This is a genomic window from Streptomyces sp. R-07, from assembly GCF_049913175.1.
Classification (GTDB): Bacteria; Actinomycetota; Actinomycetes; order Streptomycetales; family Streptomycetaceae; genus Streptomyces.
The window spans coordinates 3,539,755-3,560,407 of the sequence record NZ_CP183978.1; the positions used below are offsets into that span (position 1 = coordinate 3,539,755).

The window sequence follows — 20,653 nt, forward strand, 5'->3', positions numbered from 1 at the left end:
GCCTCAGAACGGGAACCTGCTGCGGCCGTGCTGGATCGAGATCCACTTCTGGGTGGTGAAGGACTCCACCATCGCCTCGCCGTTGAGCCGCCCGACGCCCGAGTGCTTCTCGCCGCCGAAGGGCACGATCGGCTCGTCGTGCACGGTGCCGTCGTTGATGTGGATCATGCCGGTGTGGATGCGCTTGGCGACCCGTACGCCCCGCTCGACATCGCCGGTGTGCACGGCGCCGCTGAGTCCGTACGGGGTGTCGTTGGCGATCCGCACGGCCTCCTCCTCGCCGTCGAAGGGGACGATCAGCGCCACCGGGCCGAAGATCTCCTGGCTCAGGACCGGGGCGTCCGGGGCGAAGCCGGTGAGGACGGACGGGGAGACGAGGTTGCCCTCGACCGTGCCGTGCAGCAGCGCCGTCGCGCCGGCCGCCACCGTCTGGTCGACGAGCGAGGAGACGGCCTCCGCCTGCTGGGAGTTGATGAGCGGACCGATGTGGGTGGCGGGGTCGGCCGGGTCGCCGACGCGCAGGGTCTTCACCTTCGCCACGAACTTCTCGGTGAACTCCTCCTCCAGGGTGCGGTCCACCAGGATGCGGTTGGCGGCCATGCAGACCTGGCCCTGGTGCACGAAGCGGCTGAAGACGGCCGCGTCCACCGCGTAGTCGACGTCGGCGTCGTCGAGGACGATCAGGGCGCTGTTGCCGCCGAGTTCGAGGACGGCGTGCTTGAAGTTCTGCGCGCAGACCGTGGCGACGTGACGGCCGACCTTGTCGGAGCCGGTGAAGGAGATGACCTTCGGGACCGGGTGGGTCAGGAGGGCGTCGCCGATCTCGGCGATGTCGGTGACGACGACGTTCAGCAGGCCGGCCGGCAGACCGGCCTCCTCCAGGACCTTCGCGACCAGCGTGCCGCCGCAGATCGGCGTGTTCTGGTGCGGCTTGAGGACGACGGCGTTGCCGAGCGCGAGCGCGGGCGCGACCGACTTGATCGAGAGGAGGAAGGGGAAGTTGAAGGGCGAGATGACACCGACGACGCCGACCGGGACGCGGTAGACGCGGTTCTCCTTGCCGTCGACCGGCGAGGGCAGGATGCGGCCCTCGGGGCGCAGCGCCAGCTGGATCGCCTCGCGCAGGAACTCCTTGGCGAGGTGCAGCTCGAAGGCCGCCTTGAGACGGGTGCCGCCGAGCTCGGCGACGATCGTCTCGGCGATCTCCTCCTCGCGGTCCTCGATGATCCGCAGAGCACGCTCGAAGACGAGCCGGCGCGTGTACGGGTTGGTCTCGGCCCACGCGGTCTGGGCGCGCTCGGCGGCCCGGTAGGCGCGGTCGACCTCGGCGGCGGTGGCGACGGTGATCGACGCCAGCTTCTCCCCCGTGTACGGGTTGAAGTCGATGATGTCCCACGAACCGCTGCCGGGCTTCCACTCGCCGTCGATGTACTGGTGGGCCAGGTCGGTGAAGTGCGACATGGTTGAGACCCCTCTACCCGCTACCTGCAGTGCGACTGATGTGGCGTCATCGTACTGATGTATCAGGAGAGTTGAAGGAGTCCCCGGAGAAGGTCACGGCTTTCGGCCGGATCCGGACCGTCCCCCTGGAGCCTCTCCATCACCCGCTGGTACTGGGCGACCTCCTCGCGCTTGTCGAGGTAGAGGGCACTGGTGAGCTGTTCGAGGTAGACGATGTCGGAGAGGTCGGACTCGGGGAAGCTCAGCATCGTGAAGGCGCCGCTCTCGCCGGCATGGCCGCCGAAGCTGAAGGGCATGACCTGGAGCGTGACGCCCGGGTGCTCGGAGATCTCGATGAGATGCCTCAACTGCCCCTGCATGACAGACCGGTCGCCGTAGGGGCGGCGCAGCGCGGCCTCGTCGAGGACGGCGTGGAACTGCGGGGCGCGCTCGGAGACGAGGACCTTCTGGCGCTCCAGGCGCAGGGCGACGCGGCGGTCGATCTCGGCGCGCGGGGCGTCGGGCATGCCCCGGGTGACGACGGCCTGGGCGTACGCCTCGGTCTGCAACAGGCCGTGGACGAACTGCACTTCGTAGACGCGGATGTGGGAGGCGGCGCCTTCCAGGCCGATGTACGTCTGGAACCAGCCGGGCAGGACGTCGCCGAAGCTGTGCCACCAGCCGGCGACGTTGGCCTCGCGGGCGAGCCCGAGGAGCGCGCCGCGCTCGGCCTCGTCCCCGACCCCGTACAGCGTGAGCAGATCCTCGACGTCCCTGGCCTTGAAGCTCACCCGTCCCAACTCCATACGGCTGATCTTGGATTCGGACGCGCGGATGGAATAGCCGGCCGCCTCGCGGGTGATCCCGCGCGACTCGCGCAACCGCCTCAGCTGGGAGCCCAGCAGGATGCGCCGCACCACACTCCCGCTCGCTCCGCTCGATTCGCCTGCGGTCACGGCTCTTCGCCTCCCCTTTACGGTGTCGAGCCCCCGTCGAGCCCCGGATTCTGCCATCAAACGCTTCAGCGCGTACACATTCGATTACGGAAAGGCGGCGACTTCCGGGCATCCGTGCGCACAGTGCGGGCACAGTGCGTGCGGATCCGGGGAAGTTCCCCTCATCGTGTGGACGACTTATGCACAGATTCGGCACGTGGCCGGACAGGTCCGGCGCGTGCACGTGCATCTGCCCTTGCATCCAGTGGGCGCATTCGGAACCATGGAGCCCGCGCAGCCGCGTACTTGTTCGTGTTGCCGTGTCGTTGTGTTGTCGTGTTGTCGCACCACAGTCGCGATTCCCGGGAGTGCCTCGCATGGGGACGAATGGATCGACCGTGCTCGAGCCGTTACGGCAGGGCCTTCCGCCGATCGATCCCGGAGCCGTCTCCACCTCCGCCTCCTGCGCCCTGCCCGCCCGGTACGAAGCCGTGCGCGGGGCCCGCAAGTTCACCAGCACCACGCTCGACCGCTGGGACCTGACGGAGCGCTTCGACGACGTGGCCCTGGTCGTCTCCGAACTCGTCACCAACGCACTGCGTCACGCCGTGCCCGGCGGCGCGCCCCAGGAAGAAGGCCAGAACCCACCGGTCCGGCTGCACCTGATGCGCTGGGCCTCGCGCCTCGTGTGCGCCGTGCGCGACCCCAGCCAGGAGAGCCCGGAGGCGCGCGGCGGCGAGGAGGACTTCGCCGCCGAGTCGGGACGCGGACTGTTCCTGGTGGACTCGTTCAGCGACAGCTGGGGCTGGCACCCGCTCGCGGGGACGCTTCAGGGCAAGGTGGTGTGGGCGCTGTTCCGGATCGGTCCGGAGTGACGCTCACCAAGATTCATGGACGAGGGAAGGGCCCCGGCGGTGTGCGCCGGGGCCCTTCTCGCATGCTGTCCGTGCTCACAGCGGGCGGCCTCACGCGCCGTCCGCGCTCACACCAGGTGGTCGAACTCCCCGTCCTTGACGCCCAGCAGGAGTGCCTCTATCTCCGCGGGCGTGTAGACGAGCGCGGGCCCGTCGGGGTGGCGCGAGTTGCGTACGGCGACGTCGCCTCCCGGTAGCTTGGCGAACTCCACGCAGGATCCCTGGGAGTTGCTGTGCCGGCTCTTCTGCCACACGACTCCTCGCAGCTCTGTGGCCGCCATGCCGTTGTACGCGTGATGCGCATGATGCACTGGTAGCTCCCCGAGTTGCTTGGTGCAGGTGTCAACTTCCTCGGATCATAGCTGTGTTCATATGCGGATGCATGAGCAGATGCACGTGCACAGGGGGTGGCGTAGCCGCTACGCGACAGAGCGTGCTACCGACGGGTAGAGCGGCCCCTGATGCGCCATCAGCGGAGGTCAGGCCTCCGGCGGGCAGGGGCCCGGGTTTCGGGGGCGTCCCTGCCGCCGGAGGCTTTGCTCAGCGCGCCTCACGTCGCCCGTAGCGCTTCTCGAAGCGCTCGACGCGACCCGCGGTGTCGAGCACGCGCGCGGTGCCCGTGTAGAAGGGGTGGCTCGCCGAGGAGATCTCGACGTCGACGACGGGGTGACTGTGGCCGTCCTCCCACTCCACGGTCTTCTCGCTGGTGAGCGTGGAGCGGGTGAGGAAGGCGAAGCCGCCGGCCTTGTCGCGGAAGACGACGGGCCCGTAGGCGGGGTGGATGCCGGGCTTCATGGAGTGGTTCAGCGCTCCTCTCGGAATTCGACGTGCCGGCCGGCGACCGGGTCGAACTTGCGCAGGCCGAGGCGGTCGGGGTCGTTGCGGCGGTTCTTGCGGGTGACGTAGGTGAATCCGGTTCCTGCGGTGGACCGGAGCTTGATGACCGGGCGGAGTTCGTTGCGTGCCATGCTGTGTAGAGTAAATGAAAACGAATCCCATTGCCAACAACTCTTCGGAGAGGTAGGTCACCCTTGTCCGCCCACTGCCAGCTGACCGGAGCGCAGCCCGGATTCGGCAACCGGATCTCGCACTCCCACCGGCGCACCCCCCGGCGCTTCGACCCCAACATCCAGAGCAAGCGGTACTGGCTCCCCAGCGAGCGCCGGTACGTACGGCTGACGCTGAGCACCCGCGCGATCAGGACCGTCGACACCATCGGCGTCGAGGCCGCCGTGGCCCGCGTCCGGGCGCGCGGAGGGAAGGTCTGATGGCCAAGCGCAGCAAGATCGCCCGCAACGAGCGGCGGAAGGCGGTCGTGGCGCGGTACGCCGAGCGGCGGGCCGAGCTGAAGGAGACCATCCGCCACCCCGGCACCCCGGCCGCCGCACGCGAGGCGGCGCTACGGGAGCTGGGCCGCCAGCCCCGGGACGCGAGCGCGACCCGCGTCCGCAACCGCGACGCCGTGGACGGCCGGCCCCGGGGCCACCTGCGGAAGTTCGGACTGTCCCGGGTACGGGTGCGGCAGCAGGCCCACGCGGGGTTCCTGCCGGGGGTACGGAAGGCCTCCTGGTGACGGGTCGGTGACGACTCAGCCCGGGAGCCCGGCCAGGCGGGTGCCCGCGCGGGCGTGGAGCGCCACGGCGAGATGCCCGTCCGACGGCGCTACCGGGACCGGGACCGGGAATGTGACCGTGACCGTGACCGCGTGGACTCCGTCAGGGCCGTCGTCAGCTCCTCCAGGGACTCCAGGAGCAGGACGGAACCCTTGTGGAGCAGGAAATGGTCCGGCGGTTCCGCGGACCAGGCGGTGACCGTCTCGCGCAGGTCGTCCCAGTGCGGCTCCCTGCGCTCCCGTACCTCCTTCGCGCCCCGCTCCGTCGACCGGTGCAGGGACTCGGCGAGGGTCGCGGCGGCGGGCAGGGCCGGGGCGCCGCGCTCCGGCAGGTGCGCCTCCATGAGCATCGCCACCCGGCCGAACTCCGCGAGTGCGTGCCCGGCCTGCTCCACCGCCGCGTGCGAGAGGCCCCGGTGCCGCACCGGTTCGTGGGCCGCCCGGGCCACCGCCTCCTGCCAGGCGACCCGGGCCGCACGGGCCTTCAGGAGCGCCTCCCGTACGTCGGGGCTGGTCGGCCCGGCCGGATCCGCGTACCGGGCGGCGACGACGGCCGCGTACGCGCCTCCCGACGCCAGCCAGTCCGCGAGCCGGCCGCGCAGCCGTGGCGTCTCCCAGGCCGGGTAGGCGGCGTACGCCAGCATCGCGAGGACACCGCCGAGCAGGGTCAGCAGCACCCGCTCCCGTACCGTCTGGGTCAGGCCCGCGCCGTCCATGCCGAGCAGGAAGACGACGTACGCGGAGACGCAGGCCTGGGCGGCCACGTACCCCGTCCACATCAGCAGGTACATCCCGAACGCGCACACCACCGCGAGCGCGGCGGACAGGTACGTGCCCGGGTGCGCGGACTGCACGACCGCCGTCGCCAGGGCCACCCCCACCAGGGTCCCGCCGAACCGCGCCACCGAGCGGGCGTACGTCTGCGAGAAGTCCGGGCGCATCACCATCACCGAGGCCATCGGCGCCCAGTAGCCGTGCCCGAACGGCAGCCACGTCCCCAGCAGGTAGCCGGCGGCCGTGACCGCCGAGACGCGGACCGCGTGACGCAGGACCGGGGAGTCGGGGCGCAGTTCTGCGCGCACCTTCGCCGCGACGGTCGGGGCTCGGCGGAGGAGAGTCGGGCGGGTGCGGATCCCCTGGCCGGAGGACTCCGGGCCGGCGGACTCCGACGTCTCCGTACGCGGCTCCGCCGTCTCGATGACATCGCCGAGCAGCGCCGCCAGACGGCCGGCCGCCCGGCGGGACGGGCCCTTGAGGGCCGGGCCGGTGGCCGGGGTGCGGAGGGCGGCGGGGGCGGACGGCGGCAGCGTGACCGGTTCGCCGTGCCGGATCGCGTGCGCGGCGGCGTCCAGGACCTCGGCCGTCGCGGCGAGGAGTTCGCGCACCCGGGCCCGCTCCGGTCCCTCCTCCGGCACCCCGACCGCCGGGTCCGCGAGCGAGGCGAGGACCGGACGGATCCGCTCCGCGAGCCCCCGCGCGCCGTGCAGCTCCGCCGGGCGGGTTCGGGCCTGGCGGGGCGTGACGGCGGCGGCGCTCCGGGCCGTCATGAGCGGCACGGGATCGAACGGGGCGACCGGGTCGTGGCGGAGGCGGCGGGCGTAGTCCGCCTCGTCGGCCAGCGCGTCCGCGAGGGCGTCGCGCTGGGCGCCCCAGCGGCGGACGGGCAGCACGACGATCAGCGCGGCCTGGACGACACCGCCCGCGAAGATCATGCCGGCCTGGCCGGCGGCGCTGGCGACGGAGGTCGGGAGCGTGACCGTCACCAGCATGATCGCCACATTGGAGGAGGCGATGACGCCGGCCGTCGGGCCCGCGGCCCAGGCCAGACCCGCCAGGAACGTCCAGCAGAGCAGCAGGGCGAGGAAGAGGGCCGCGTGGGCACCCGTGAGATAGCCGAGGAACGTCGAGACGGCGAGGCTGGCGCCGGAGGCCAGGGCCAGGGTGGGGCGGGGGTGCCAGGAACGCTGGAAGGTGGCGATGGCCGCCTGGAACGCGCCGAAGGCGGAGGAGGCGGCGACAGCCGGGCCGAAGAGGGCGAGCGAGACGCCGACGACGAGGGCGAGGCCCAGGGCGCCGCGGGCCGCGATGGCGGGTTCGAGCCGTCGCCGCTCGACGGTGAGCCCGGAGCGGGCGGTCTCTTTCAGGGCCCGGAGCCAGCTCATGCGCAGAGCGTATCCGCGAATCCCCCCAAACCGGACCTTCGCCCCCTCGGTGTGGGCAATCGTTCCGCAGGGCGGGACGGGTGGGCACACGGGACGGCGCCCTCAGCGGCGCCTCCGCCCCCTGCGCCCTGACCCGCACCACGTTGTGCGCCGTACCTGCGACGCGGGTTCAGGCGCGGGAGCCTGGGCCCGGCAGGGGGCGCCGTCCGTTGTGCCCACCCGTTCCGCCCCAGCGGAACAATTGCCCACAACGGGGGTGGGCGGGCGAGTCGTCCGGCGGGCGCGGCGGCCGCAGACGGGTTACGGCAAGTGGGGGCGGTTCGGGTGGAGGCCCGCCTTGTCGGCGGCCGTGGCGCCATGGGTCCAGCCCGCCTCGTCCCAGGCCGCGCGGACCCGTGTCGTGCGGGTCTCCGGGAAGAGTTCGTCCGTGCGCGCGGTGACCGCGACCTCGCGCGAGGCCAGGGCCGGCAGCAGCGTCGGGGTCTCGGCGGCGACCCGGCGGGACGTCGCCGAGAGCCGGGCGCCCAGCCGGTTCGCGTACGCGAGGAGGAAGGACTGGCGGAAGGACTTCGTGCGCTTGCGGCCGCCTGCCCGCTGTTCCGCTTCCGCCCGCGTCATCGCCGCCGTCCCCTGCACGAGCAGCGAGGTGTAGAGCAGTTCCACCGGGTCCAGGTCCGCCTCGAAGCCGACGACCGTCGAGAAGCCGTAGGTCTCGTTCCACACGGCCCGGCAGTGGTTCGCGGTCGCCACCGCGTCGAGCAGGATCGCCTTGGCCTGTTCGTACGGCGGCTCCACCCCGATCCGGATCGCGCCGGGCGTCTCCGGGGACGGCGCGCCCGCCGCGAGCGTGGCCTCGTCCAGGCTGTGCCGGGCCATCAGCTCCTGGGCCTTGGCCGTCAGCGCCTCCGCCTCCTCCGGGTAGCCCGTCGCCTCCGCCTTCGCGAGCAGCGCCCTGATGCGGGTGAGCATCCGGGGCTCGCCCGCCACCGCCGCCGGCAGGGCGTCCCCCGGGACCGGCCCCACCGCGTCGAGGCGCGGCAGCCGGACGAGCAGCCGGTACAGCTCCAGGACGGTCGTCGCCTGCGAGAAGCGGTCCGCCGGACGTCCGCCGGAGGTGTCCAGTTCGTCGATCTGTGCCTGCCAGCGGTGTGGCAGGCGCCCGTAGCCGGCCGTCTCGGTCCTGATCAGGCCGGCGAGGAGCCGTACGTGCTCGTCGGCGAGCTCCCGCCGGGCCATGCGGACCAGGTCCGCCGGCTGCCAGCCCCGCACCCACAGCGTCCGCACGAACTCCTCGCCGCGCCGCGTCAGTTCCGGGTCCGCGCCCGGATCGGCGGCCAGGAGCGAGGCCGCCGTGTCGAGGGAGCCGTCGTCGCTCGCGTACAGCGCCTCGAAGGCCTTCTCGATGGTGGTGCTCACGCCGTACCCCTCGCGTCCCATTCCTCGCGCGACCGGGCGATCACCGCGCGGTGGTCGAGCGACCAGTCGACCAGCTGCTTGATCAGGTGGGTCATGCTGTGGCCGGTCTCCGTCAGCGCGTACTCCACCTGCGGCGGGGTCGTCGGGTACACCGTCCGCGAGACGAGTCCGTCCCGTTCGAGGCGGCGCAGCGTCAGGGTCAGCATCCGCTGCGAGATGCCGGTGACGAGCCGCTGGAGCTCCCTGAACCTCCGTGCCCCGGCGGCGAGTTCGACGACGACGTGCACCGTCCACTTGTCGCCGAGCCGGTCCTGGACGTCCCGCACCCCGCAGTCCTCGGCGCAGCTCACCAAGGGCTCGGTGGTCGCCCCGGTGGTTACCTCCGTGTGCCCTTCCGACATCGATGTGCCTCCTTCCGTGATCTTGTCCGCCCGGTGACGATGGTCCCCTCGATGGTCTCAGCCGTCCCGGCCGTCACGACCCCTGGGGGAATCCATGCTGCTCGTCACCGGTGTCTCCGGCGCCCTCGGCTCGCTCGTCGCCGAGCGGCTCGCCGGCCGCGACGACGTCGTCCTCGGCACCCGCGCCGGTCTCCCCGGCACCCGCCGGCTCGACTTCGACGCGCCGGACACCCTCCCGGAGGCCTTCGCCGGCGTGGAGACCCTCCTCCTCATCTCCGCCGGGTACGGGGAGGACGACGTCGTCGTCGCCCGCCACGAGGCCGCGATCTCCGCCGCCGAGGCCGCCGGCGTCCGGCACGTCGTCTACACGAGCCTCTCCGGCGACGGCGACCACCTCACGTACGCGCTGGCCCACCGCTGGACCGAGCGGCGGCTCCAGCGGTCCGCGACGCTCGACTGGACGATCCTCCGCAACGGCCTCTACGCCGAGTTCCTCACCTGGATCGCCGCCCCCGACGCGGAGAACCGCATCACGGGTCCGCTCGGCGAGGGCCGCCTCGCCGCCGTCGCCCGCGCGGACCTCGCCGACATCGCCGCCTCCGTCGCCACCGACCCGTCCGCCCACCGGAACCGGGTGTACGAGCTCGTCGGCGAGCGCCCTCTCGGCGGCGCGGACCTGGCGGCGGCCCTCGGTGCGGAGTACGCCCCCGGCACGCTCGCGGAGGCCCGTACCGCGATCGCCACCTCCGGGGCCGTGCCCTTCCAGGTGCCGATGCTGGCGAGCACGTACTCGGCGATCGCCCACGGCTTCCTGGACGGTACGGGCGTGGAGGGCGGCGACCTGCGCGCGCTGCTCGGCGGGCGCGAACCCCTCGACGCGCTGGACGTGTTCGTGAAGGCGGTGCGGGAGGGGTGAACCGAGCCCGGGGTGAACGGAGCCCGGGGGTAGGCCTGGCCCTACCCCCGGGACGCCCGGTGGTGGTCGTGATCGGGGCGGGCCGAAACGGTTCGCTTGAGCCATGACCTCGCATCCCGCCGTACGGCTCCGCCGGCTCACCCGGCACCACCGGGACGTCCACGCCCTCGACGGCGTCGACCTCGACTTCCGCACCGGGACCTTCACCGCCGTCATGGGCCCCTCCGGCTCCGGCAAGTCCACGCTCCTCCAGTGCGCCGCCGGACTCGACCGGCCCACCGCCGGGACCGTGGAGGTCGGCGGCGTCGCCCTGGAGGGGCTGAGCGAGCGGCGCCTCACCCTGCTGCGGCGGGACCGGATCGGCTTCGTCTTCCAGTCCTTCAACCTGCTGCCCTCCCTGACCGCCGCCCAGAACGTGGCCCTGCCGCTCCGGCTCGCCGGCCGCCGCCCGTCCCGTACGGAGGTACGGGAGGCGCTCGCGCGCGTGGGGCTCGCCGGACGGGAACGGCACCGGCCCGGCGAGCTGTCCGGCGGCCAGCAGCAACGGGTGGCGCTCGCCCGGGCGTTGATCACCCGGCCCGCCGTCCTCTTCGGCGACGAACCGACCGGCGCACTCGACTCGACGACGAGCCGTGAGGTGCTCGACATGCTGCGGGACCTCGTCGACCGCGACGGCCAGACGATCGTGATGGTCACCCACGACCCGGTCGCGGCATCCCGCGCGGACCGCGTGGTGTTCCTGGTCGACGGGCGGGTCGCGGACGAACTGACGGCACCGACGGTGGAGACGGTCGCGGCCCGGATGACGGCCTTGGAGACGGGCGGGGTGCACGGACTGGGTCCGCGCCGGGCCCGTGTGGCGCAGGCCGCCTCTTCCTCTGGCGTCGACGTCGACGTCGACGTCATCGCCGGCGGGGCGTTCGGGGGTTCGTCGTGCTGACCGTCGTCCTCTCCGGCCTCCGGGCCCGCTGGGCCTCCTTCCTCGGGGGGTTCGTCGCGCTCGCCCTCGGTGTCGGGCTGCTCGCCACCATGGGACTCGGCCTCTCCGCCACCTTTCACGCGCCCGAGCGTTCTCCCCAGCGGTTCGCCTCCTCGCCCGTCGTCGTCCGGGGCCACGACCGTCTGACGCTCGACGTGCGGCGCGGGCCCGACACCGTGCCCGTGGAGCAGCGGCTCGACCGTCCACAGCCTGTGGACGACGAAGTGCTCCGCGAGCTCCGCGCCCGCTGGACCGTCACCACCTCCGGCGGACCCGACGCCGTCGGCGTCGACGCCCCCGCCGCCCAGGTCACGGCGCTCGTCGGCGACCGCGCCCGCGTCCTCACCGGGGACGAGCGGACGCAGGCCGACCCCGACCCCGAGCGGGACGCCCGCGCCCTCGTCGCCCTCAACGCCCTCCTCGGCACCTCCGGCGGCGTCACCGCCTTCGTCTCCGTCTTCGTCGTCGCCTCCACCTTCGCCTTCGCCGTCGCCCTGCGCCGCCGCGAGTTCGGGCTCCTCCGGACCGCCGGCGCCACCCCCGGCCAGATCCGGCGGCTCCTCCTCGCCGAGGCGGCGGCGCTCGGCGTGCTCGCCTCCGCCACCGGGTGCGCGCTCGGCGCCCTCGGGGCGCCCCTCCTCGCCCGGACCCTCGTCGACGGCGGCCTCGCGCCCGCGTGGTTCACGATCGGCGACGCCGCCTGGCCGTACCACGCGGCGTTCTGGACGGGGGTGACCGTCGCCCTCGCCGGGGCCGTCGCCGCGTCCCGGCGGGCCGGGAAGACCGGCCCGACGGCCGCGCTGCGCGAGGCGGACGTCGACGCCGACGCCCTGCCCCTCGGCCGGGCCGTCCTCGGCACGGGCCTGCTCCTGGCCGGGCTCGGGCTCCTCGTCTGGACCTGCGCCACCGAGCCGTCGGAGCTGCTCAAGCGGAAGACGTACACGACCCTCCCGATGCTCCTGATCACCGGCGTCGCGCTGCTCTCCCCGCTCCTCGTCCGGCCGGTGGCCCGCCTGCTGCCGGCGCGCGGGGCGGTGGGGACGCTCGTACGGGAGAACAGCGCGGCCGCCGTCCGCCGCACCGCCGCCGTCGCCGCGCCCGTCCTCGTGACCGTGGCGCTCGCCGGGACGCTGTTCGGCTCGGCGACGAGCGTCACTCGCGCGAAGGACGTCGAGGCGCGGGAGCAGACGGCCGCTCAGTACGTGGCGGGCGGGGAGGACTTGAGGCCGGTGACAGCGCCCGCCGGGGCCGTCCTCTCCGCCACCGGGGCGACCTCCGTGTTCGTACGGGACGGGGCCGAGGCCGTCGTGAAGTACGGGGCGCGGGCGGTCGCCGACCCGGCCGCCTTCGCGGAACTCGCCCGGCTGCCCGTGACCGCCGGGGACCTTCGGGACCTGGACGACCGGTCGATCGTCGTCAACGAGGAGTTCGAGCGGCACCGGGTCGGCGAGACCGTCGAGGTGTGGCGGGCGGACGGGAGCGGACCGGTACGGCTCCGGGTCGTGGCCGTCCTCGCGCTCGGGACCGGCGACAACGGGCCGTACGTCACCCGGGCGAACGCACCGGGCGCCGCCCTCGACCGGATCGACGCGCGCGGGGGCGGGGCGGCGACCGTGCGGGCCCTGGAGGCGAGCGGCGGGACCGTCTCCCCCGGGCACCGGCCGGAAGGCAACCCGCAGAACCGCCTGGGCATGGTCCTGGTCCTCGGCATCGCCCTCGTCTACACGGTGATCGGCCTCGCCAACACCCTGCTGATGGCGACCTCGGTACGCGGCGGGGAACTGGCCTCGCTGAGGCTCGCCGGGGCCACCCGCAGCCAGATCCTGCGGGTCGTGACGGGCGAGGCGGCGCTCGCCACCGCCATCGGCACGCTGCTCGGCCTGGGGGTGACGGCGGTCGTCCTGGGCGTACTGGGAGCGGGCCTGGCGGCCCTCTCGGCACCCGTGGCCCTGGCCCTGCCGTGGACGACGGTCGGCACGGCGGCGGGCGTGTGCGCGACGGCCGCGATCGCCGCGTCGGCCGTCCCCGCGTGGCGCCTCACGCGCTGAGCGGCGATGGTGGGACGACGGGGCGGTGACCGGGGTCGGAGCCGGGTCACCGCCCTGCCCCACGCCCCACGCCCCACGCCCCGGAGCATCCCGCTCCCGGCGGGGCCGGCACCTCCCGTGTGCCTTGGCCCGCACCACGTTGCGCGCCGTACCTGCGATGCGGGTTCAGGCGCGGGAGCCTAGGCCCGGCACGGGGCGCCGTCCGTTGTGCCCACCCGTTCCGCCCCAGCGGAACGATTGCCCACAACGGGGGGGCGACGGGGGCTCAGCGGGCCGAGGCCACCAGGCCCGGGAGAGGGCCGGTGGTGGCGCGGGGTCGGCTACGTGGTGGAGCGGGTGCGCCAGTCCGGGGCCAGGATCGACCAGATCTCCTCGTCGTGGCGCGTGCCCCGGTACAGGTAGCTCCCTCTCAGGACGCCGTCCCTCGTCATGCCGAGCCGCCTGGCGACGGCGATGCTCGGTTCGTTGCCGGACGAGACGACCCACTCGACCCGGTGCACGCCCCGTACCTCGATCGCCCAGTCGATGAGCGCCCGCGCCGCCCGCGTCACCAGGCCCTTGCCGACGCCCGCCGGCTCCAGCCAGCAGCCCGCCTCGGCCGTGCCGTCGGCCGTGTCGAGCTTGCGGAGGATGACGGCGCCGACGAGCGTGCCGTCGGACCAGATGCCGTGGATGCGTCCGGTGTCCGCCGCCGCCCGCTCGGCGTACGCCCGGAGGAACGCCCGGCTCGAGTCGAGGTCCGTCACGACGTCGGGGAGCCCGTTGCGCGCGCCGATGAACTCCCGTCCCCGGTCCATGTGCGCGAGGAACTCCTCGGCCTGCCACGGTTCGAGCGGGCGCAGTTCCGCGCCGTCGTCGCCCAGGGACATCGCGTACATCGGCATCGCCTTCCTCCAGCGCTACGGGATCAGGACGATCTTGCCCCGCACGTGGCCCGACTCGCTGGACTCCTGCGCACGGGCCGCCTCCTTGAGGGGCAGCACCTCCGCCAGGCGGACCGTGAGGGCGCCCTCCGCCGCCAGGCGGGCCTGGGCGGTGAGCCCGCGCCGTACGGCGTCCGGCTCCCCCGTGACGCCGGAGAAGACGATGCCGTGCTCCGCCGCGTCCGTCGCCGCGATCGTCACGATCCGCTCCTTCGCCGCGTCGCCGCCGCCGAGCAGCTCGATGGCGACCGGCAGCACGCCGTGCCCGGCGGCGTCGAAGACCGCGTCGACGCCCTCCGGTGCGGCGGCGCGGACCCGGTCGGCCAGGCCGTCCCCGTACGCGACGGGGATCGCGCCGAGCTCGCGCAGGTAGGCGTGGTTGGCCTCCGAGGCGCTGCCGACGACCGTGATCCCGGCCGCGACCGCGAGCTGGACGGCCACCGAGCCGACGACGCCCGCCGCGCCGTGCAGGAACAGCGTCCCGCCCTCCCGTACCCGCAGCAGGTCCAGGACGCGCTGCGCGGTCTCGCCGGCGACGGGGAGGCTGGCGGCGGCCTCCCAGGACAGCCCGGCGGGCTTGGGGGCGACGGTGCCGGCGATGGCGTACTCGGCGTACGCGCCGGTCGCCGTCCAGCCGAGGACCTCGTCGCCGACGGCCAGGTCGGTGACGCCCTCGCCGAGCGCGTCGACGGTGCCGGCGAACTCCAGGCCCGGGACGGCGGGGAAGGTGGTCGGGTAGAACTCCTCGACCCAGCCGTAACGCCGCTTCCAGTCCACCGGGTTGAGCCCGACCGCCGCCACCTTGACCCGGACCTCGCCGGGGCCGGGCTCCGGCTTCGCGACGCCGGTCGCGTGGCGCAGCACCTCGGGGCCGCCGAACTCCTCGTACACGATCGCTTCCATCTCAGCCTCCGCTGCTGCCCGTTCGATCTTCGATGCCCCCACTCTGCGCTGCCGGACACCCGGTCCCCGCCCGCCCAACGGCCAGTCCCCCCTGTCCGAAAGGCGGGCCGTCACCTGTCCGTCCCTGACTAGGCTGAGCCGCATGGACGCGCTCACGCTGACCACCGCGTACGAGATCATCCGGCAGCCGCTCGGGGAGATCCTCCCCAAGGTCTCGGCCGCCCTCGCCCCGCTGGTCCCGCACGTGGACGCGGCCGAACTCTCCACCCACTGCGCCCACTCCCCCTTCAAGACACTCGGCGGTACGGAGCTGATGACCGCCGCCGAACTGACCCCGCTGCTCGCGGCGGGCGTCCCCGGCGCGCCCTGGCAGGGCCGCGCGACGATCGGCGGCCGGGAGCGCGAGGTCGTCGCCGTCACCAGCCACGCGACCCGGCGCGGGGCGGTCCTCGTGCTCGTACGGGAGGACGGCACCGCCCCGGCCGACGCGGCCGCGCTCACCGTGGCGCAGGCGCTGTGGGACCTGGTCAGCGGGCACTTCGACCGGTTCGCGACGGAGGCCATGCCGGGCGCGCTCGCCCGCTCACGGGCCGCCGCCGACACCCGGGCCCGGGTGATCGCCGAGCTCACCGCCGCGCACGCGGCTGCGCTCTCCGGCGTCCTCGGGGTGCTGCGCAGCCGCGCCCTCGACGACACCACGGCCCGGACGACCGCCACCGACCTGGCCGCGTCCGCGCTGATCGAGATGCGGGCGGAACAGCGGCGGGACCGCGCGCTCGCCGAGGAACCCGCCGAGGACGCCTTCGAGCGGCTCGCCGGCGAACTGCGGCCGATGCTCCGGCACAGCAAGGTCCGGCTCGACCTGGGCGCGCCGGACTCGACGCGCTCGCTCGCGGCGGACGTCGCGCACAGCGCGCGGGCCATCGTCCGGTCGTTGCTCCTGATCGTCCTCGAACAGGACTCGGTGGAGCGGGTCCACGTCGGCTGGCAGCTGACCGAACACGAACTGCGCGCCTCGGTGCGGGACGACGGCGCGGGCGCGCTCGCCCCCTGCGACCTGGGCGCCGGCACGATCCGGGACCGGCTCGACGTCCTCGGCGGACGGCTCGACATGGACGCGGTCCCCGGCTGGGGCACGACGATCACGGCGGTCATCCCCCTGGCCACCCCGGAGGCCCCTGTCGAGGCCGCCCACCCCCTGACCGGGCTCGGCGAACGCGAGGTGGAGGTCCTACGGCACCTGGCCCTCGGGCACCGGAACCGGCGGATCGCCGAGGAGCTGCACATCAGCGAGTCGACGGTGAAGTTCCACGTCGCGAACATCCTGAACAAGCTGGGCGTCGAGTCACGGGGGGCGGCCGCGGCCCTCTTCCACGCGGCGGCGTAGCGCCTGGCGGCGAGGCGAGGATTTCCGACCGCGGGGCCCGCGGCGCGGCGCGCTCCCGACGCCCTCACCGGGCCGGGTCGCGGGCCCGACGCCCCCGCCGGGCCCGGTTGTGGGCAGGCGTTTCGCCGGGGCGATGGGGTCCCCCTGCTCGAGCGAAGCCGAGAGCTTGGGGGAGGGTGGGCACAACCCACGACGGCGCCGCACGCCGGGCGCGGGTCCAGGCGCGGAAGCCTAGGCGCGGCAAGGGACGACGCCCCGTGTGCCCACACGGCGGTGGGCACCGCCCCGCGGGGCGCGCCCCCGAGTGGGCGCGGCTCGCACGGAGACGGGCAGGCGCGGCATGGTTTCCGGGGGCTGTCAGTGGGGGGTGTCAGACTCGCACCCATGAGCGAGAGGTGGGCGCTGGCTGTCGAGGCCGAGGGGGACGGGGCGCTGCTCGTGCCCCTCGCGGCCGACGGACTGCCCGCCGGCCCCGTGCGCCGCGAGCCCGACCTCGTCGCGGCCGTGCGCGCCCGGCCAGAGGTGGCCCGGTGGGTGTGGCGGTCGACGGCCGAGGTCTATCCGCGGCTCCTCGCCGCCGGCGTCCGCGTCGAGCGCTGCTACGACGTCGAGGACGCCGAGCAGCTCCTCCTCGGCCACGAGGGACGGCTCGGCGAGCCCCGGTCGGCCGCCGCCGCCTGGGCGCGCCTGCGGAACGCCCCCGTACCCCCCGATCCGCCGCAGCGCGCCGCCGAGCCCGGTTCGCAGGACTCCCTCTTCGAGCCGCGCCCCACCGTCTCCGTGCCCTTCGACGGGCTCCTCGCGGTCTACGCGGAGCAGCTGCGCCGTCACGACCGGGCCGAGCACCCGGGCCGGATGCGGCTGCTCACGGCCGCCGAGTCGGCCGGGATGCTGGTCGCCGCCGAGATGCACCGGGCGGGGCTGCCGTGGCGGGCGGACGTGCACCGGGACCTGCTGAACGAGCTGCTGGGCGAGCGGTACGCGGGCGGCGGCGAGCCGCGCCGCCTCGCGGAGCTCGCGGACGAGGTGTCGGCGGCGTTCGGCCGCCGGGTCCGGCCGGATCTGCCCGCCGATGTGGTGAAGGCCTTCGCGCAGGCCGGGATCCGCGTCAGGTCCACGCGCCGCTGGGAGCTCGCCGAGATCGACCACCCGGCCGTGGAGCCGCTCATCGCGTACAAGAAGCTGTACCGGATCTGGACGGCGCACGGCTGGTCGTGGCTGGCCGACTGGGTGCGGGACGGCCGCTTCCGGCCCGAGTACCTGCCCGGCGGCACGGTCAGCGGGCGCTGGACCACCAACGGCGGCGGGGCCCTGCAGATCCCGAAGGTCATCCGGCGGGCGGTGGTCGCCGACGAGGGCTGGCGGCTCGTCGTGGCCGACGCGGACCAGATGGAGCCCCGCGTCCTCGCCGCGATCTCCCGCGACCCGGGCCTGATGGAGGTCGCCGGGCACCCCGACGACCTGTACACCCGGCTCTCCGACCGGGCCTTCTCCGGCGACCGCGACCACGCCAAGATCGCGCTGCTCGGCGCGATCTACGGCCAGACGAGCGGCGACGGACTCAAGAACCTGGCGGCGCTGCGCCGCCGCTTCCCGCGCGCGGTGGCCTACGTCGACGACGCGGCGAAGGCGGGCGAGGAGGGCCGGCTCGTACGGACCTGGCTGGGCCGGACCAGCCCGCGGGCGGTCGGCTCGGGCGAGGACGAGGAGGCGGGACTCCCCCAGGAGGCGGCCGGCGAACCGGAGCCGGAGAGCGGCGAGTTCGTCCCGGGGTACGCCTCCGGGAACGCGCGGGCGCGCGGCCGGTTCACCCGTAACTTCGTCGTACAGGGCAGCGCCGCCGACTGGGCGCTGCTGATGCTGGCGGCGCTGCGGCGCTCCCTGTCGGGGTTGCGGGCGGAGCTGGTGTTCTTCCAGCACGACGAGGTGATCGTGCACTGTCCGGCGGAGGAGGCGGAGGCGGTGACGGAGGCGATCCGGGCGGCCGGGGACGAGGCCGGAAGGATCGCGTTCGGCGAGACACCGGTCCGGTTCCCGTTCACGACGGCCACGGTCGAGCGGTACGCGGACGCGAAGTAGACGGGACGGTACCGGTCCCCGCCCCGTACGCCGACGCGAAGGAGACCGGGCGGTACCGGTCCCCCTCCCGTACCGCCCCGTCGTCCCGGCCCGCCTACTTCAGCGGCAGCTTCTGCCACTTCGGGCTCAGCGCGAGCGCCTTCAGCTGCTCCATCGTCAGCGCGGGCTCGGCGCGCGTGGCGGCCTCGTACTGCGCGCCCGAGTTGAACGCGGAGACCACGACCCGGAAGCCCTTCGGGGTCAGGGTGTCGACGCTCCACCAGACGACTCCGGCGCCGCCCTTCTCGCCGGGCTGCCGCGTGGACCTGACCTTGGTGCCGTCGGGCAGAGTGACGACGCCGGCTCCGGTGAAGAGCTTGGCGATGTCCTTCCGGCCGGCGGGCTGGACGTCGACGCCGACGAGGCTCGCGCCCTTGCCGTCGTCGACGACGACGTAGCCGTGGCCGTCCTCCCCGCCGTGGGACTTCACGGTGAGGCCCTGAGGCAGGAGGGAGCGCAGGGTGGCCTGGACGGCGGCGGCGCTCGGCACGACGGGCGACGGGGAGAGCTTCTTCATCGGGTTCTCGCCCAGCTGCTCGAGCAGCGGCCGCCAGGCCTCGGCCGTGACGAGGGCCTTCAGCTGGGCCGGGCTGAAGGGCGGGTTCTCCCGGCTGATCGGGGCGCCCTTCTCGGCGGCGGCGTTGTACTCGCTCACGTCGACCAGGAAGCCGTCCTTGGTGAGCAGGACCGCCCGCCAGTCCTTGGTCTCCTCGCGCTTGTCGGGGTACTCGTACCCCTGGAGGACCATGAGCCGGTCGCCGCCCGGCAGCGGTCGGCTGGTGCAGTGGTCGTAGGGGACGAGGGCCTGGTCGGGGCATGTGACCTGGTCCGTACCGGACTCGGCGGTCCCGCCGGCCCGGTAGAGGCCGACGCTGACGCCCGCCTTGCCCTTGCCGTCGTCGTAGACGCCGGTGACCGACTGGCCCCGCCCCTCCAGGTTGTCGAACTGCCACTGGCCGGCCGGGGTGTGGGCCTTGAGGACGGCGGCGATGTCCTTCACCGGGATCCGTTCCTCGGGCCGCGGCTCCTTGCCGGTGTCGGCGGCGCCGTTGGCCTGTCCGTGCTGCGGGGGCGCCGCGACGGAGGTGGTCGTCGCCTGCCCGGCGGGGCCGAGCAGCGAGCCGCCGTACACGCCGCCGAGGCCGACGGCGGCGAGCGCGAGGACGCCGCCGGTCACCGCGAGGCGGCGGCGCATCAGGCGGCGCCGGCCGAGCTGGAGCCCGCCCGCGACCAGCTCGCGCCGGTCGTCGACGGCGAAGCCGTCACCGGCGCTGCGCAGGACCGCGCCGAGCTCCTCCTCGAAACGCTCGTGCGGGGCGCCGTCGTGCTGGGGTCCTTCGTTCAGGGGCATGCCGAGATCACCGTCTCCGGTTCGTCGATGTTCAGGGATGAGAGAACTGAGCGCTGAGCGCTGAGCGCTGGGAGAGCTGAGTACTGAGAAACGACTGGTCAGCGGGTGGCGAATGCGGTGACGCTGCCGCCGAGCCGTTCCCGCAGCTTGGCGAGCGCCCGCACCGAGCGGGTGCGTACCGCTGCGGAGCTGACGTGCAGGGCTTCGGCGGTCTCCTCGATGCTGCGGTCCTCCCAGTACCGCAGCACCACGACCGCCCGGTCCTTCGGCGCGAGCCCGGCCAGCGCGTCGAGCAGCGCGATCCGCAGGGCCGGGTCCTCGCCGTTCTCGAGGACGCGGTCGGGCAGCTCGCCGAGGGGGCGCTCGGTGGCCGAGCGGCGCCGCTGGTGGCTGAGGAACGTGCGGACGAGCACGGTCTGGGCGTACGCGGCGGGGTTCCCGATCCGTGCCATGCGGCCCCAGAGGGCGTACATCCGGCCGAGCGTCTCCTGGGTGAGGTCCTCGGCGAGATGGGTGTCGCCGCTGGTCAGCAGGCACGCCGAGCGGAACAGGTGCCCCGTACGTGCGGAGGCGAACTCCAGGAACTCGTCCGCGCGGGACTTTCTCATGCCCCTCCTTTCCCTCGCGGTCACGTGGTGTGGTCGCCGTACACCTCATTGACGCGACGGGGGACCGGGAATGTTTCAAACGAATCCGAGAGGATGCCCGCTCGACGCATCCGAAGAAGCGGAATCGGGTAATCCTGTTGGTATGAACACTGTCAGCGCAGCAGAGAACCTGGCCGCTGGGGTTTGGCAGTCAGGCATGGCCCAGGTCGTCGGCGGGCTCGTCGTCGTCTTCGTACTCATCGGCGCCGTCTGGCTGGGCTTCCGGATCAGCGACCGCGAGTCCAGGACGCCCAAGCCGGAAGAACAGCCGCACCGGCCCGACACCGGCGCACTGCCCGGCGAGATGTCCGAATACCGCAGGCCGGCCGAGATGCCGCAGACCGACGGCGAGCACCGGCTCATGCCCTACCAGCTCAAGGAATCCGGCACGGAGACCTCACCCGACCCGCCGACCGAGGAGAAGCGCAAGTGGGGCGGCATCTCCAGCGGCGGCTTCGGCAGCGGAGGCACCGGGCACGGCGACTGACCGGTCCCCGAACC

At 73.8% G+C, this 20,653-nt stretch carries 21 protein-coding genes; 9 read left to right on the forward strand and 12 right to left on the reverse strand.

The window, feature by feature from the left end:
• Nucleotides 1-3 precede the first annotated feature (3 nt).
• Both ACN9M0_RS16005 and ACN9M0_RS16010 read right to left on the reverse strand, forming a co-directional pair.
• Nucleotides 4-1,461, reverse strand: coding sequence for an aldehyde dehydrogenase family protein (locus ACN9M0_RS16005; RefSeq protein ID WP_366036860.1), 1,458 nt, complete (start codon nucleotides 1,459-1,461; stop codon nucleotides 4-6).
• A gap of 62 nt (nucleotides 1,462-1,523) precedes the next feature.
• Complete coding sequence (locus tag ACN9M0_RS16010) at nucleotides 1,524-2,396, reverse strand: helix-turn-helix domain-containing protein (protein ID WP_366036861.1); 873 nt, start codon at nucleotides 2,394-2,396, stop codon at nucleotides 1,524-1,526.
• Nucleotides 2,397-2,752: 356 nt separating this feature from the next.
• Between ACN9M0_RS16010 and ACN9M0_RS16015 the strand changes: the two genes are divergently transcribed.
• On the forward strand, nucleotides 2,753-3,250 hold the full coding sequence (locus ACN9M0_RS16015; protein ID WP_366036862.1) for an ATP-binding protein: 498 nt from the start codon (nucleotides 2,753-2,755) through the stop codon (nucleotides 3,248-3,250).
• A 107-nt stretch (nucleotides 3,251-3,357) separates the two neighbouring features.
• Here ACN9M0_RS16015 and ACN9M0_RS16020 read toward each other — a convergent pair whose 3' ends face one another.
• The 3 genes from ACN9M0_RS16020 to rpmG all read right to left on the reverse strand — a co-directional run bounded on the left by ACN9M0_RS16020 (nucleotide 3,358) and on the right by rpmG (nucleotide 4,257).
• Nucleotides 3,358-3,570: a DUF397 domain-containing protein gene (locus tag ACN9M0_RS16020; protein ID WP_063992029.1), complete on the reverse strand. Its 213-nt coding sequence runs from the start codon at nucleotides 3,568-3,570 to the stop codon at nucleotides 3,358-3,360.
• Between the two features lie 259 nt (nucleotides 3,571-3,829).
• Nucleotides 3,830-4,084 (reverse strand): type B 50S ribosomal protein L31, encoded by a 255-nt coding sequence (locus ACN9M0_RS16025; protein ID WP_366036863.1) that lies wholly within the window; start codon nucleotides 4,082-4,084, stop codon nucleotides 3,830-3,832.
• 8 nt (nucleotides 4,085-4,092) lie between these two features.
• A complete protein-coding gene (gene rpmG, locus ACN9M0_RS16030; protein WP_366036864.1) occupies nucleotides 4,093-4,257 on the reverse strand; it encodes a 50S ribosomal protein L33 in 165 nt (54 codons plus the stop codon).
• 63 nt (nucleotides 4,258-4,320) lie between these two features.
• Here rpmG and rpmB point away from each other — a divergent pair, with 63 nt between their 5' ends.
• Together rpmB and rpsN are read left to right on the forward strand one after the other, a co-directional pair.
• Entirely contained in the window at nucleotides 4,321-4,557 is a 237-nt protein-coding gene (rpmB, locus tag ACN9M0_RS16035; protein ID WP_366036865.1) for a 50S ribosomal protein L28, read from the forward strand.
• The gene (gene rpsN / locus ACN9M0_RS16040) at nucleotides 4,557-4,862 is read left to right on the forward strand and encodes a 30S ribosomal protein S14 (RefSeq protein ID WP_366036866.1); all 306 of its coding nucleotides are present in this window, start codon (nucleotides 4,557-4,559) and stop codon (nucleotides 4,860-4,862) included. Before rpmB ends, rpsN begins: the two co-directional genes overlap by 1 nt.
• A gap of 89 nt (nucleotides 4,863-4,951) precedes the next feature.
• Here rpsN and ACN9M0_RS16045 read toward each other — a convergent pair whose 3' ends face one another.
• The 3 genes from ACN9M0_RS16045 to ACN9M0_RS16055 form a co-directional block, all read right to left on the reverse strand.
• A complete protein-coding gene (locus tag ACN9M0_RS16045) occupies nucleotides 4,952-7,063 on the reverse strand; it encodes an FUSC family protein (protein ID WP_366036867.1) in 2,112 nt (703 codons plus the stop codon).
• 300 nt (nucleotides 7,064-7,363) lie between these two features.
• Nucleotides 7,364-8,500 carry a DUF2786 domain-containing protein gene (locus ACN9M0_RS16050; protein ID WP_426403791.1) on the reverse strand — a complete coding sequence of 379 codons (1,137 nt, stop codon included), beginning with the start codon at nucleotides 8,498-8,500 and terminating at the stop codon, nucleotides 7,364-7,366.
• Complete coding sequence (locus ACN9M0_RS16055) at nucleotides 8,476-8,880, reverse strand: winged helix-turn-helix transcriptional regulator (RefSeq protein WP_366036869.1); 405 nt, start codon at nucleotides 8,878-8,880, stop codon at nucleotides 8,476-8,478. Before ACN9M0_RS16055 ends, ACN9M0_RS16050 begins: the two co-directional genes overlap by 25 nt.
• A 94-nt stretch (nucleotides 8,881-8,974) precedes the next feature.
• Between ACN9M0_RS16055 and ACN9M0_RS16060 the strand changes: the two genes are divergently transcribed.
• From ACN9M0_RS16060 to ACN9M0_RS16070, 3 genes are all read left to right on the forward strand, one after another.
• On the forward strand, nucleotides 8,975-9,796 hold the full coding sequence (locus ACN9M0_RS16060; RefSeq protein ID WP_366036870.1) for an NAD(P)H-binding protein: 822 nt from the start codon (nucleotides 8,975-8,977) through the stop codon (nucleotides 9,794-9,796).
• 103 nt (nucleotides 9,797-9,899) lie between these two features.
• A complete protein-coding gene (locus tag ACN9M0_RS16065) occupies nucleotides 9,900-10,736 on the forward strand; it encodes an ABC transporter ATP-binding protein (RefSeq protein ID WP_426403792.1) in 837 nt (278 codons plus the stop codon).
• On the forward strand, nucleotides 10,730-12,823 hold the full coding sequence (locus tag ACN9M0_RS16070) for an FtsX-like permease family protein (RefSeq protein ID WP_426403793.1): 2,094 nt from the start codon (nucleotides 10,730-10,732) through the stop codon (nucleotides 12,821-12,823). Before ACN9M0_RS16065 ends, ACN9M0_RS16070 begins: the two co-directional genes overlap by 7 nt.
• Nucleotides 12,824-13,143: 320 nt before the next feature.
• Here the strand turns inward: ACN9M0_RS16070 and ACN9M0_RS16075 are convergent, their stop codons facing one another.
• Together ACN9M0_RS16075 and ACN9M0_RS16080 are read right to left on the reverse strand one after the other, a co-directional pair.
• Nucleotides 13,144-13,701 carry a GNAT family N-acetyltransferase gene (locus tag ACN9M0_RS16075; RefSeq protein ID WP_366036981.1) on the reverse strand — a complete coding sequence of 186 codons (558 nt, stop codon included), beginning with the start codon at nucleotides 13,699-13,701 and terminating at the stop codon, nucleotides 13,144-13,146.
• Nucleotides 13,702-13,722: 21 nt separating this feature from the next.
• The gene (locus tag ACN9M0_RS16080) at nucleotides 13,723-14,649 is read right to left on the reverse strand and encodes an NADP-dependent oxidoreductase (RefSeq protein WP_426403794.1); all 927 of its coding nucleotides are present in this window, start codon (nucleotides 14,647-14,649) and stop codon (nucleotides 13,723-13,725) included.
• A 142-nt stretch (nucleotides 14,650-14,791) separates the two neighbouring features.
• Here ACN9M0_RS16080 and ACN9M0_RS16085 point away from each other — a divergent pair, with 142 nt between their 5' ends.
• On the forward strand, nucleotides 14,792-16,036 hold the full coding sequence (locus ACN9M0_RS16085; RefSeq protein ID WP_366036874.1) for a helix-turn-helix transcriptional regulator: 1,245 nt from the start codon (nucleotides 14,792-14,794) through the stop codon (nucleotides 16,034-16,036).
• A 384-nt stretch (nucleotides 16,037-16,420) separates the two neighbouring features.
• Nucleotides 16,421-18,115: a bifunctional 3'-5' exonuclease/DNA polymerase gene (locus tag ACN9M0_RS16090; protein WP_426403795.1), complete on the forward strand. Its 1,695-nt coding sequence runs from the start codon at nucleotides 16,421-16,423 to the stop codon at nucleotides 18,113-18,115.
• Between the two features lie 94 nt (nucleotides 18,116-18,209).
• On the opposite strand, the gene ACN9M0_RS16095 is transcribed toward ACN9M0_RS16090, so the two are convergent.
• Nucleotides 18,210-19,505, reverse strand: a complete 1,296-nt coding sequence (locus ACN9M0_RS16095) for a hypothetical protein (RefSeq protein WP_366036876.1) — start codon at nucleotides 19,503-19,505, stop codon at nucleotides 18,210-18,212.
• 98 nt (nucleotides 19,506-19,603) lie between these two features.
• Nucleotides 19,604-20,113: a SigE family RNA polymerase sigma factor gene (locus ACN9M0_RS16100; RefSeq protein ID WP_399699396.1), complete on the reverse strand. Its 510-nt coding sequence runs from the start codon at nucleotides 20,111-20,113 to the stop codon at nucleotides 19,604-19,606.
• A 142-nt stretch (nucleotides 20,114-20,255) separates the two neighbouring features.
• Between ACN9M0_RS16100 and ACN9M0_RS16105 the strand changes: the two genes are divergently transcribed.
• Complete coding sequence (locus ACN9M0_RS16105; RefSeq protein WP_366036879.1) at nucleotides 20,256-20,639, forward strand: DUF6479 family protein; 384 nt, start codon at nucleotides 20,256-20,258, stop codon at nucleotides 20,637-20,639.
• Nucleotides 20,640-20,653 lie beyond the last annotated feature (14 nt).